Source organism: Streptomyces sp. ISL-96, from assembly GCF_018614035.1.
GTDB lineage: Bacteria > Actinomycetota > Actinomycetes > Streptomycetales > Streptomycetaceae > Streptomyces.
The window spans coordinates 59,181-71,210 of record NZ_JAGGPA010000022.1; the positions used below are offsets into that span (position 1 = coordinate 59,181).

General features: G+C 70.5%; 12 protein-coding genes and 1 pseudogene. 8 read left to right on the plus strand and 5 right to left on the minus strand.

Annotated elements, in window-relative coordinates; translation table 11 throughout:
* Nucleotides 1–12: 12 nt before the first annotated feature.
* A pseudogene (locus tag J7E96_RS15665) lies at nucleotides 13–399 on the minus strand (heavy metal-responsive transcriptional regulator); the annotation flags it as partial.
* Between the two features lie 78 nt (nucleotides 400–477).
* Here J7E96_RS15665 and merB point away from each other — a divergent pair.
* The 4 genes from merB (at nucleotide 478) to J7E96_RS15685 (ending at nucleotide 4,014) form a co-directional block, all read left to right on the plus strand.
* Nucleotides 478–1,416 carry an organomercurial lyase gene (merB, locus tag J7E96_RS15670; protein ID WP_215131846.1) on the plus strand — a complete coding sequence of 313 codons (939 nt, stop codon included), beginning with the start codon at nucleotides 478–480 and terminating at the stop codon, nucleotides 1,414–1,416.
* 97 nt (nucleotides 1,417–1,513) lie between these two features.
* Complete coding sequence (locus tag J7E96_RS15675) at nucleotides 1,514–2,482, plus strand: hypothetical protein (protein WP_215131848.1); 969 nt, start codon at nucleotides 1,514–1,516, stop codon at nucleotides 2,480–2,482.
* A gap of 156 nt (nucleotides 2,483–2,638) precedes the next feature.
* Complete coding sequence (locus J7E96_RS15680) at nucleotides 2,639–2,983, plus strand: hypothetical protein (protein WP_215131851.1); 345 nt, start codon at nucleotides 2,639–2,641, stop codon at nucleotides 2,981–2,983.
* Nucleotides 2,984–3,231: 248 nt separating this feature from the next.
* Nucleotides 3,232–4,014, plus strand: coding sequence for a VOC family protein (locus J7E96_RS15685; RefSeq protein ID WP_215131854.1), 783 nt, complete (start codon nucleotides 3,232–3,234; stop codon nucleotides 4,012–4,014).
* A gap of 124 nt (nucleotides 4,015–4,138) precedes the next feature.
* Here J7E96_RS15685 and J7E96_RS15690 read toward each other — a convergent pair whose 3' ends face one another.
* Nucleotides 4,139–4,342, minus strand: a complete 204-nt coding sequence (locus J7E96_RS15690) for a cold-shock protein (RefSeq protein WP_215131856.1) — start codon at nucleotides 4,340–4,342, stop codon at nucleotides 4,139–4,141.
* Between the two features lie 160 nt (nucleotides 4,343–4,502).
* Nucleotides 4,503–4,916, minus strand: coding sequence for an arsenate reductase ArsC (locus J7E96_RS15695; RefSeq protein ID WP_215131857.1), 414 nt, complete (start codon nucleotides 4,914–4,916; stop codon nucleotides 4,503–4,505).
* A gap of 131 nt (nucleotides 4,917–5,047) precedes the next feature.
* On the opposite strand from J7E96_RS15695, the gene J7E96_RS15700 reads away from it, so the two are divergent.
* The 3 genes from J7E96_RS15700 to J7E96_RS15710 all read left to right on the plus strand — a co-directional run bounded on the left by J7E96_RS15700 (nucleotide 5,048) and on the right by J7E96_RS15710 (nucleotide 8,276).
* Nucleotides 5,048–5,359 carry a helix-turn-helix transcriptional regulator gene (locus tag J7E96_RS15700; protein WP_215131859.1) on the plus strand — a complete coding sequence of 104 codons (312 nt, stop codon included), beginning with the start codon at nucleotides 5,048–5,050 and terminating at the stop codon, nucleotides 5,357–5,359.
* Complete coding sequence (gene arsB, locus J7E96_RS15705; protein WP_215131861.1) at nucleotides 5,359–6,483, plus strand: ACR3 family arsenite efflux transporter; 1,125 nt, start codon at nucleotides 5,359–5,361, stop codon at nucleotides 6,481–6,483. Before J7E96_RS15700 ends, arsB begins: the two co-directional genes overlap by 1 nt.
* A gap of 398 nt (nucleotides 6,484–6,881) precedes the next feature.
* On the plus strand, nucleotides 6,882–8,276 hold the full coding sequence (locus J7E96_RS15710) for an MFS transporter (RefSeq protein ID WP_374196683.1): 1,395 nt from the start codon (nucleotides 6,882–6,884) through the stop codon (nucleotides 8,274–8,276).
* A gap of 306 nt (nucleotides 8,277–8,582) precedes the next feature.
* On the opposite strand, the gene J7E96_RS15715 is transcribed toward J7E96_RS15710, so the two are convergent.
* A complete protein-coding gene (locus J7E96_RS15715) occupies nucleotides 8,583–10,025 on the minus strand; it encodes an NAD(P)/FAD-dependent oxidoreductase (RefSeq protein WP_215131863.1) in 1,443 nt (480 codons plus the stop codon).
* A gap of 116 nt (nucleotides 10,026–10,141) precedes the next feature.
* Between J7E96_RS15715 and trxA the strand changes: the two genes are divergently transcribed.
* The gene (gene trxA / locus J7E96_RS15720) at nucleotides 10,142–10,531 is read left to right on the plus strand and encodes a thioredoxin (protein ID WP_215131865.1); all 390 of its coding nucleotides are present in this window, start codon (nucleotides 10,142–10,144) and stop codon (nucleotides 10,529–10,531) included.
* A 58-nt stretch (nucleotides 10,532–10,589) separates the two neighbouring features.
* Here trxA and J7E96_RS15725 read toward each other — a convergent pair whose 3' ends face one another.
* Nucleotides 10,590–12,026 carry a benzaldehyde dehydrogenase gene (locus J7E96_RS15725; protein WP_215131867.1) on the minus strand — a complete coding sequence of 479 codons (1,437 nt, stop codon included), beginning with the start codon at nucleotides 12,024–12,026 and terminating at the stop codon, nucleotides 10,590–10,592.
* Nucleotides 12,027–12,030: the final 4 nt, after the last annotated feature.

Consider the following 12,030-nt stretch of genomic DNA (forward strand, 5'->3'; position numbering starts at 1 on the left):
AGCGGTCGCGTTGAGAATGCGGCAGATCGGCCCGTCCGGGCAGGTGGCGGGGTCCGTCGCGGCGGCCGCCGCTTCCAGTTCGAGCAGTGCGGAGCGGGCGCGCGTGAGGTCGGCGATCCGTTCCTCGACCTGCCGCAGATGCTCGGAGATCAGCGCGCCGACGTGCTCGCACGGCGCCTGCCCGCCGTCCCTGATGGCCAGCACGTCACGGATCTCGGCGAGCGTGAGCCCGGCTGCCTGGGCGTTGCGGATGAAGCTCAGCCGGTCGGCGGCCCGTGGCGGATAGTCGCGGTAGCCGCCGGGGGTACGCGGCGGCGCGGGCATCAGTCCCGCCTCCTCGTAGAAGCGGATGGCCTTGGTGCTCACGCCTGCTTCGGCTGCGAGGGTTCCGATGCGCATGCATTCACCGTACGCCCTTGACCTTCCACCGCACTGGAACGTTTAGCGTCGCCAGTACGGACGGACGAGGAGGCAGTCATGGAACTGACAGTGCTGGCGGTCCCCGAGTGCCCCCTGGCCGAGGTGCTGCGCGGACGGCTGGCCGAGGTGCTGGCCGGGCGGAACGACGTACAGGTGGCATGGCGTGAGGTGAGCGGACAGAGCGAGGCTGTGCGACTGGGGATGCGCGGATCTCCGACCCTGCTGGTCAATGGCGTCGATCCCTTCGCGCGGGAGGGGGAGACGGCGAGCCTGTCGTGCCGGCTGTACGGACCGGAACAGGACGCGGTCAGCGGAGTGCCCTCGGTCGAGCGCCTGCGCGCGACTCTCGGCGAGCACTTCGCGGCCGACGTGCTCGCCCGCGGCGGGCGGGGGCGACTGGCACCGGCCGAGGGCGGGCAGCGCGCCGTACAGCGGGCGGTTCTGCGCGCCTTCGCCACGCATGGGCGGCCGCCCACGGATGACGAACTCGCCGAAGCCGCCGCGCCCTTCGGTCTTCCGCCCGCCGATGTGCTCGCCCAGCTCTCCGCCGCCGACTATCTGGTTCTGGGGGCGGACGGCCGGATTCGCGCGGCGTACCCCTTCTCGCCCGTACCGACGGTGCATCGCGTGGAGATCTCGGGCGGCCCGCAGGTGTGGGCGATGTGCGCGGTGGACGCGCTGGGCATCGCGCCGATGCTCGGCCGCGACGTGGAGATCCGCTCGGCCGACCCGCACAACGGGCGGGACATCACGGTCGCCTTCCGCGACGGCGCCGCTGTGTGGGAGCCCGAGTCCGCAGTGGTCCTCGTTTCCACCGGTGCGTGCTCCGGACCTGCGGTGGACGCCTGCTGCTCCTCCCTGAACTTCTTCGCCGACAGCGCGTCGGCGCTGCGCTGGGCGGCGGACCACCCGGAGATACGGGGCCAGGTTCTCGGTCCCCGGCAGGCGGAGCTGCTGGGGCGGGAAACCTTCGGCCCGCTGCTCGGTGAAGCCTGAGCTGAGCTGAGCAGGCCTTGAGCTTTATACCCCTGGGGGGTATATTTGGTGCATCGGCCGCCACTTCAGCAGCGGCTCATACCGCCAGGGGAGCGTCATGAACACCGGACTGAAGATCACAGCCTTCGCTGCGGCGATTACCGCGACATTCGGCACCGCGTACGGCGTCGGCAAGGGCGTCGGCCCCGTCGTCGCGGACAAGCAGCCGACGGAACACGCCGCGCACGGGGAGGCGAAGGAGACCGATGCCGCCGCGGGCGGTGGGCACGGCGGAGACGGCGGACACGGCGACGACAAGACCGCACCGGCCGCCGGGGGCCTGCAGATCTCGGAAGGCGGCTACACCCTCGCCCTCAAAACCCCCCGCGTCGCCACCGGCGAACGTACCCAACTCCGCTTCTCGATCCAGGACGACAACGGCCGCAAGATCACCGCCTACGAGCGCGAACACGGCAAGGAACTGCACTTCATCGTCGCCTCACGCGACCTGACCGTCTACCGCCACCTCCACCCCACCCGCGCCGCCGACGGCACCTGGAGCACCACAGCCGATCTCCCCACCGCCGGCGCGTACCGCACCTTCGCGGACTTCAAGCCCGCCAAGAAGGACGCCACCGCAATCACCCTCGGCGCCGACCTGGCCGTCTCCGGCAACTACGCCCCAGCCGAGCTGCCCGCCCCCGCCGCCACCACCAACGTCGACGGATACGACGTCACCCTCTCCGGCGGACTGCGCCCGGGGAAGAGCAGCGAGCTTCGGCTCAACGTCGCGAAGGACGGCAAGCCCGTCACCGACCTCCAGCCCTACCTCGGCGCCTACGGTCACCTCGTCGCGCTGCGCTCCGGCGACCTCGCCTACCTCCACGTCCACCCCAACGGCGAACCCGACGACGGCACCACCAAGCCCGGCCCGGACATCTCCTTCACCGCGACCGCCCCCAGCCCCGGGGCGTACCGCCTGTTCCTCGACTTCCAGCACAACGGCAAGGTCCGCACCGCCGCCTTCACCGTCGAGGCCGGGAAGGCGACGGCGGAAGGGAAGGAGTCTTCCGGGCACCAGCACTGACCGGCCGTCCGCCGTCCTGATCAGGGGTGGAACACCGCCCGAACAGCGGGTGCTGGATCGTTTTTGCGGCCCCGTACGAATGACCCGGCGCATTCCGGGGTGTCGCATCGGGAAGGACACGGCGTCCGGTATCGCCTACCGCAGAAGGAAGCACTCATGCGCTTTCGTCACGCCGTCGCCGCCACTCTCGGTGCCCTCACGCTCGTCCTGACCATGCCCACCTCGGCCGGAGCGGCCGTCGGCGCTTTCAGTTACCAGTACGACGACATGTCCCGCGAGCGGATCACCGTCGAACTGATCGATCCTCCGAGCGGCCCCTGCATCACCCTCCCCGAAGTGGCCGACGACTTCGTGCCGCCCGCGCACACGCCGAGGAACGCCACCGACGGGCCCGCCACTGTCTACTCCGGTGCCGGCTGCACGGGCCGCCAGTTCACCCTCCGGGCACACACCGGCCACGGCTCCGAGCGGCTGGAGGTGCGCTCGGTGATCTTCCACTGATTCGATCGCCCAAGCTTGCCCTCGCCCCCGGCCCGAGTCACTCAGGCCTGAGTCAGTCAGGCCCGCGCCGGGGGCGGTGGGTGGCGGGCGGTGAGCGGCCGCTGGTCCATGAGCCGCTGGTCCATGAGGATGAATCCGGCTCCCTGCCACTGCGATGGCTGACGCCCGCATGGGGGCGATCGGCAAGGGTGGCAGGTGCTGCGTCGACCACCCCGCGGGAAACCTCCAGAGAGGCAGGGCGTACCACCATGCTCAGCACCGACTTCGTCACCGGATCCCCCAACTGGCTCGACCTCGGCAGCCCGAACACCTCGGCCGCCGCCGCGTTCTACGGCAGCGTCTTCGGCTGGGACTTCCTGTCGGTGGGCCCCGAGGCGGGCGGATACGGCTTCTTCCAGCTGGACGGCAAGACGGTCGCCGCCCTCGGGCCACTGACGGAGGAGGGGGCCAGTTCCGCATGGACGGTGTACTTCCAGACGCCCGACGCGGATGCCACGGTCAGGGCGGCCGAGCAAGGTGGCGGAACCGTCCGCGTCGAGGCCTTCGATGTCATGGACGCAGGGCGGATGGCCTGCCTCACCGACCCGGGTGGCGCGGAGTTCGCCGTATGGCAGCCGACCGCCGTCAAGGGACTGGAGAAGGCCTCAGAAGACAACACCCTGTGCTGGGCCGAGCTGCACATCGGCGATCCGGCGGCGGCACTCCGCTTCTACGGCTCGCTGTTCGGCTGGCGTGCGCAGGAGATGGAGGCGGCGCCGGGCATGACGTACACGGTCATCTCCACCGCCGAAGGCGACCAGCAGGAGGCCGCCTTTGGCGGTATCGCCCCGCTCCAGAACGCGTCCGAGGAATCTCGCTGGGTTCCGTACTTCGCGGTGGAGGACGCTGAGGAGACGGTCGCCAAGACTCAGGGGAACGGTGGTTCGGTCGTCATGCCCGCCGCGGACATCCCGGACGTCGGCCGGATCGCCTGGCTCGCCGACCCCTTCGGCGCAACGTTCGCCGTCCTCAAGCCCGCGCCTCAGGCTTGACGCCTCGGGCTGAGCGGGTGCCCGGCCCCCGCGGTCATTCAGGCCGTGGGGCGGGGACCGGGCACCCCGCCGGGCACCCCGCAAGTGCGCTACGTGACGGCGCTACTTGCCGGCTGACTGCGGGCTACTTGAGAGTGACCTGCTCCGCCTGCGGCCCCTTGGGACCCTGGGTGACCTCGAATTCGACCTTGTCACCCTCCTGGAGCTCCTTGTAGCCCTGGGACTGGATGGCGGAGAAGTGGACGAACACGTCCGGGCCGCCGCTGTCCTGCTGGATGAACCCGAAGCCCTTGTCCGCGTTGAACCACTTCACAGTGCCTGTTGCCATCGGTTCGTTCCTTTGTTCCGTGCCACGGCCCGGCCATCGCCGCGCCGGCCGCAGCCATGTCGCAACTGCGGCTCCTGCACCTTGCCATCCCGACCCGGCTTCCGAATCGTCCTGATTTCCGTGTCGGTGGAACTCCGCAGGCGGAGTCGGCCGGGTGAACTCACCTGGAGGCCGCCGGCGCGATCTCGGCGATCAGACCCTCGACGAGCGTCTTGATCTCGTCACGGATCGGGCGTACGGCCGCCACACCCTGACCGGCCGGGTCTTCGAGCTTCCAGTCGAGGTAGCGCTTGCCGGGGAAGACCGGGCAGGTGTCGCCGCAGCCCATCGTGATGCAGACGTCCGACTCCTTCACGGCGTCGACCGTGAGCATCTTCGGCGTCTCGGCGGAGATGTCGATGCCGACCTCGCGCATGGCCTCGACCGCGGCCGGATTCACCGCGTCGCCCGGGTTGGATCCCGCCGAGCGGACCTCGACACGGTCGCCGGCCAGGTGAGTCAGCCAGGCGGCGGCCATCTGGGAACGGCCGGCGTTGTGGACACAGACGAAGAGCACAGAGGGCTTCTCGGACATCAAGGCGTCTCTCTTGTCTCACGGCGGAACGACGGAAGCGGAACGGCGAAAGCGGAGCGAAACCAGATGCGAATGCGGCTGGCATCAGCACCCAGTGGTGTCACCCGCCACTGATGTGACAGTATCAGCCCATGATGACGTCAGCCACCACTGATCTGATCCGCGTTCTCGCGGATCCGCTCAGGCTCCAGATCGTGACGCTGCTCGCCCACGAGACCCTCTGCACCACTCACCTCGTGGAGGAAACGGGCGCGAAGCAGACCAACCTCTCCAACCATCTGCGAGTCCTGCGCGAGGCCGGCGTGGTCGAGACCGAGCCCTGCGGCCGCTTCACCTACTACAAGCTGCACCCCGACGTCCTCGACGCACTCGCGGCGTCCTTCTCGGACCTGGCCGCCACCGCCCGTACGACCGCCGAGACCAACCGGAAGCGGGCCTGTTGATGACCACGCCCGCCACCACGCCGGTCATTCCGGCGGCGCCCGACGACGCCTCGATCGTCGCGAAGCTGTCGACGCTGGACCGCTTCCTGGCCGTATGGATCCTCCTCGCCATGACCCTCGGCCTCGGGCTCGGCCGCCTGATCCCCGGGCTGAACGACGCCCTCGCCAAGGTCGAGATCGGCGGGGTCTCGCTGCCCATCGCCGTCGGCCTGCTGATCATGATGTATCCGGTGCTGGCGAAGGTCCGCTACGACAAGCTCGACGCTGTCACCGGCGACAAGCGACTCATGGTCTCGTCCCTCGTGATCAACTGGATCGTCGGCCCGGCGGTCATGTTCGCGCTCGCCTGGATCTTCCTGCCCGACCTGCCGGAGTACCGCACGGGCCTGATCATCGTCGGCCTGGCCCGCTGCATCGCGATGGTCATCATCTGGAACGACCTGGCCTGCGGCGACCGCGAGGCGGCGGCCGTGCTGGTCGCGCTCAATTCCGTATTCCAGGTCATCGCCTTCGGCGTCCTGGGCTGGTTCTACCTCGACCTGCTGCCGGGCTGGCTCGGCCTCGGCGAAGGCGAACACCTCGACATCTCGATGTGGAAGATCGCCCTCAATGTCGTCATCTTCCTGGGCGTACCGCTGCTCGCCGGCTTCCTGACCCGCCGCTTCGGCGAGAAGCGGCTGACGCGCGAGCGGTACGAGTCCGAATTCCTGCCGAAGATCAGCCCCTGGGCGCTGTACGGCCTGCTCTTCACGATCGTCATCCTCTTCGCCCTCCAGGGGAAGACGATCACCTCGCAGCCGCTGGACGTCGTCCGCATCGCGGTGCCGCTGCTCGTGTACTTCGCGCTGATGTGGTTCGGCACGTTCGCGCTCGGCAAGGCCATCGGCCTGGCGTACGACCGGACCGCGACCCTGGCGTTCACTGCCGCCGGCAACAACTTCGAGCTGGCCATCGCCGTCGCCATCGCCACGTTCGGTGTGACCTCGGGGCAGGCCCTGTCCGGCGTCGTCGGCCCGCTCATCGAAGTGCCGGTGCTCATCGCGCTCGTGTACGTGTCCCTGGCGTGGCGGAAGAAGTTCGCACCGGCGGCCACGGCCGTAAGCACGCCCGGCCGCGAGGGCTGATCCAGGCGTGATGTGCGCCTGATGTACGGCGATGGGGTGGGTGATCGGTGGCGGGCAGGGCAGGGCGGGCTCGCCACCGATCTCACCGCTCGCATGGGGCGCATGGGGCGCATGGGGCGCATGGGATGCGGGTGGCGTACGGGGCGTACGGACCTGCGGAACTGATCCGGGTCGGCCGGCGCCCCCCCGCGCTTCGAGTAGGGCGACGGTACGGGCCTAGCGTTGGTTGGACGCGGTGGTCTGGTGCACCGGGTCCCGGCCTGCCCTGTCGCACTTGGACCCGCCTCCGCCACGCTGGCTCGCGCGCCTAGTTCGACCCACATCGGCTCTGATTTGACGCACATCTATGTTGACCTTCATCGAATCAGGTGGGAGGCTGATCACACCAGCATCGACGGATGTCGAACCAAGAGGGGTCGGCGACGACGATGACAGCCCTTCCTGGCGGCGGAGCCCCGACCGGCACGGCGAAAAGGCCCCCGCGGCCGCCCCGCGCCGCGCTGCCCGCCCTGTGTGCCACCCAGATCACCGGCTGGGGCGTCGTCTACTACGCCTTCCCCGTTCTCCTCCCCCACCTGACGGCGGACACCGGGTGGTCCACGAGCGCCGCCACCGCCGCGTTCTCTGTCGCCTTGCTGGTCTCGGCCCTCGCCGGAATCCCCGTCGGTCGCATACTCGACCGCCGGGGTCCGCGCGCCGTGATGACCACCGGCTCGCTGATCGCCGTCGTATCGATCCTGCTGATCGCGGCAGCCCCGAACGTGTACGTGTTCATCGCCGCGTGGGTAGTGGCCGGCGTCGGTATGGCCGCCACCTTTTATCAGCCGGCCTTCGCCGCCGTGACCCGCTGGTGGGGCTCCGGGCGCGTCCGCGCCCTGACGATCGTCACCCTCGCCGGCGGACTCGCCAGTACGGTGTTCGCACCGCTGACGGCCGTCCTCGCGGACCACCTGGGCTGGCGTACCACGTACGTCGTACTCGCCGTCATCCTCGCCGCCGTCACCATCCCGGCCCACTCCTTCGCCCTGCGCGCCCCCTGGCCCGCCGCGTCACCACCGGACGAGTCGGCGGGTGGGCCGACGGACGGGCCGGCGGAGGAGTCGGCGGAGGGGCCAACTGCCGGTCGTACGCCGGTCGCTCGCAGCCGCCCGTTTCTCGTTCTGACCCTGGCGTTCGCCCTGTCCGGCTTCGCCATGCACGCGGTCGTCATCGGCCTCGTCCCCCTCCTCATCGAACGCGGTGCTGCCGCGACAACTGCCGCCTGGGCGCTGGGTCTTGGCGGCGCGGGCCAGACTCTCGGGCGTACGCTCTACGCCACCCTCGCCCGCAGAACCGGCGTCACCACCCGCACCACGGTCCTGATCGCCGCGGGCGGAGCCACCACGGCCGCACTCGCCCTCGTACCGGGCCCGGTCCCGCTGCTGATCCTGCTCGCCGTGCTGGCGGGAGTCGTACGCGGCAACCTCACCCTGCTCCAGGCCACCGCCGTCGCCGAACGCTGGGGCACCGGCGACTACGCCCGCCTTTCCGCACTGCTGGCCGCTCCCGCCACGGTGGCGGGAGCCCTGGCCCCCTGGGCGGGCGCAGCCCTAGCCCCGACCCTCGGCGGCTACCCCGCTCTCTTCGCCGTACTGGCCGCGGCTTCCCTGGCGGCGGCAGCGGCAGCGGCACTTGGCGCTGCGGCTGGGACGCGGGCCTGCGCCCTTACGGGTGTGCCGGCGTTCCTGCGAACGGCGGGGCGTTGGCGACCCCGGAGCGCTGATCGCTTCTGCGATGGGGGCCGCCACAAGTAAGTGTGGCGGCGGAGGCCCCCGGGGGAGCCCACGGGAAACTCCGGCAAGTGGCCGCTGTCTCGTTGCCGGGCGGCGGGTGAGTGGGTGGGGCGCGTCCGGTTGGGGAGTGGCTCGGCCCCAGGCTCAGCGGCTGACGGGACGGCCGTTGGTGCGACATGCCGTCCGCGCGGACCCTGCCGGTGGTGGTGTGGGCCGAAACGCTCCCGTGGTGACGAGGAGGGATACGGCTGGGGCTGGTGGGACTGGAGGGGGGTTGGGATTCGCCAAGTGCTGGGTTTGTCGCATTGCGGGGGCGCGCCGGGCTGCTCAGCCGCGGTAGGTCTCCAGGAGGCGCAGCCATACCTCACTGATCGTCGGGTACGCCGGGACCGCGTGCCACAGGCGTGGGATCGGGACCTCGCCCGCTACCGCCACCGTCGCCGAGTGCAGCAGTTCGGCGACGCCCGGGCCCACGAAAGTGGCGCCCAGTACCGTCTCGCGGTCCAGGTCGACGACCATGCGGGCGCGGCCCCGGTAGCCGTCGGCGTAGAGGCCGGAGCCCGAGACCGATGCCATGTCGTAGTCCACGGCTCGTACGCGGTGGCCCGCCGCCTCCGCCTCCGCGAGCGTGAGGCCGACCGCCGCCGCCTCGGGGTCGGTGAAGACCACCTGGGGTACGGCGGCGTGGTCGGCGGTGGCGGAGTGGGCGCCCCAGCGGGCGGTCTCCAGGGGTTCGCCGTGGGCCCTGGCAGTGATGGCCGCGCCCGCGATACGCGCCTGGTACTTGCCCTCGTGCGTCATCAGCGCCCTGTGGTTGACGTCGCCCACGGCGTAGAGCCAGTCGTTGCCCTCCACGCGGCAGGTTTCGTCGACGGTCAGCCACGCGCCCGGCTTCAGGCCCACCGTGTCCAGGCCGATGTCGTCGGTGCGCGGAGCGCGGCCGGTGGCGAAGAGGATCTCGTCGGCCTCGATCCGTTCGCCACCGTCGTCGAGGACTACCGTCACCGGGCCGCTGCCGCCCTCGCGTCGCTCCACGGCCGCTACGGAGGTTCCGGTGCGTACCGTGGCGCCCGCTTCTGTGAGTGCTTCGGTGACCAGCTCGCCCGCGAACGGCTCCATCCTCGTGAGCAGGCCCTTTCCGCGTACGAGCACGGTGACCCGGGAGCCCAGCGCCTGCCACGCCGTGGCCATCTCCACCGCGACCACTCCCCCGCCCACCACGACGAGCCGGTCCGGTACCTTGCCGGCGCTGGTCGCCTCGCGGCTGGTCCAGGGGTTCGCCCCGGCCGCTCCCGGCAGGTCGGGCACGACGGCGCGGCTGCCGGTGGACACCACGACCGCGTGCCTCGCGGTGAGGGTGTAGTGCTCGCCCGACGGGGTCTCCACGGTGACCTGCCTGGGGCCCGCGAGCCGGCCCCTGCCCCGGTGGATGTCCACTCCGATCGACTCCAGCCAGCGCACCTGGCCGTCGTCCTTCCAGTTCGACGCGTAGTAGTCGCGGTGCGCGAAGACCTCCGCGACGTCCAGGGGGCCCTGCACCGACTCGCGCAGGCCCGGAACGCGGCGCGCGTCGGCGCGTGCGGTCACCGGGCGCAGCAGCGCCTTGCTGGGCATGCATGCCCAGTAGGAGCACTCGCCGCCGATCAGCTCGTTCTCGACCACTGCTGTGGTCAGTCCGGCCGCCCTGGTGCGGTCCGCCACGTTCTCGCCCACAGGTCCGGCTCCCACTACTACGACGTCGTAGTCCGTGGTCCTCGCTGCATTCGTCATACGGGCAGTCTGGTCGGGGGTGTGCGCCGTGGCCAGCCGGGCAGGCGGAATACCGCGAGCCCGCATGCCGTTGTGCGGGACGGCTTCGCCCGTTATGCCAGGAAGAGGAGCACACCATGTCCACCGTCGAGCTCACCAAGGAAAACTTCGATCAGGTTGTGTCTGACAACGACTTCATCCTGATCGACTTCTGGGCTTCCTGGTGCGGTCCCTGCCGGCAGTTCGCGCCGGTCTTCGAGGGCGCGTCCGAGCGTCACGACGACCTTGTGTTCGCCAAGGTCGACACCGAGGCCCAGCAGGAGCTGGCCGCGGCCTTCGAGATCCGCTCGATTCCGACGCTGATGATCGTGCGCGAGAACGTGGCGGTTTTCGCCCAGCCCGGCGCGCTGCCCGAGGCGGCGCTGGAGGATGTCATCGGGCAGGCCCGCAAGCTCGACATGGACGAGGTCCGAAAGTCTGTGGAGGAGGCCAAGGCCTCTTCGACGGACACGCAGGAAGCGGGCTGAGAGCGGAGTGCGGGAGGAGGGCCCGGCTGGGTGCGGCCGGGCCCCTTTCTTGTGCGCTCTAGAAAGGGTGGTCCGCCGGTTCGCGGCGTACCGTCGTCCAGCGCAGTTCGGTGAAGGCCTCCAGGTTCGCCTCCCCGCCGAAGCGCGCACCCGTACCGGAGGCCGCTACGCCGCCGAAGGGTGCGACCGCCTCGTCGTTCACCGTCTGGTCGTTGATGTGGACGATGCCGGTGGGTATGCGTTCCGCGAGGTCCAGGCCGACAGCGGTGTCGCGGGTGACGATGCCCAGGGACAGGCCGTACGGGCCCGATGACGCGAGAGCCGCCGCCTCCTCCAGGGTGGTGAAGGAGCGCACCGGGGCCACCGGGCCGAACACCTCCTCGGCGTACGCGGGAGTGTCGTCGTCCACGCCCGCGAGCACGGTCGGCCGGTAGAACAGGTCGCGGTGCGTGCCGCCCGCCGCCAGCTTCGCGCCGCTCGCCGTGCTGGCCTCCACCAGGCCGTGGATTTTGGCCAGTTGGTGCTTGTCGATGATCGGGCCCAGGTGCACCTGGTCGCGGTGCGGGTCGCCGACGGTGAGGGATTCGGCCTTGGCCGCGAGCCGTTCGACGTACTCGTCGTAGAGCGAGGCGTGTACGAGGTGACGGCCCGTCGTCATGCAGATCTGGCCCTGGTGGAAGAAGGAACCCCAGGACGCCTGCGCGACAGCGCCTTCCAGGTCGGCGTCCTCCAGTACGACCAGGGCCGAGTTGCCGCCCAGCTCCAGGTGTACGCGCTTGAGTGCGCGCCCCGCGGCCTCGCCCACCGCGCGGCCCGCGGCTGTTGACCCGGTGAAGGAGACCACCGGGACGTCCGGGTCCGCGACGAGGGTCTGGCCCGTCTCGGCGCCGCCCGGGAGGATGTGCAGCAGGCCGTCCGGGAGGCCCGCCTCGGCGAATACGGCGCGGAGGGACAGGCCGCCGCACACCGCGGTACGGGGATCGGGCTTGAGCAGTACGCCGTTGCCGAGCGCCAGTGCGGGGGCGACCGAGCGTATGGAGAGGATCAATGGAGCGTTGAACGGGGCGATGACGCCGACCACTCCGGCCGGTACCCGCCGGGTGTACGAAAGGCGGGGCGCCTCGCTGGGCAGCACCTGTCCGGCGGGGCGGGAGGCCAGGGCTGCGGCCTCGTAGCACTCCTGGGCGGCGACATGGAGCTCGAAGTCGGCCTTGCCGGGGATGGAGCCGGATTCCCGTACGAGCCATTCCCGCAGCTCGTCGGCGTGCGCGGCGAAGAGGTCGCCGGCGCGGCGGAGCACTGCGGCCCGTACGAAGTGCGGCGTACGGGCCCATGCCGACTGCACGGCCCCGGAGGTCTGCGCGGCCGTGGCGACGTCGTCGGCGGTGGCGAGCGTGACGCGGCCGAGGGATTCCCCCGTGGCGGGCTCGACGACGTCCGACTCACCGCCCGAGAGCCGGACGGGCTGCCAGGTCTTGGGGTCGAGCAGTGGCATGGGG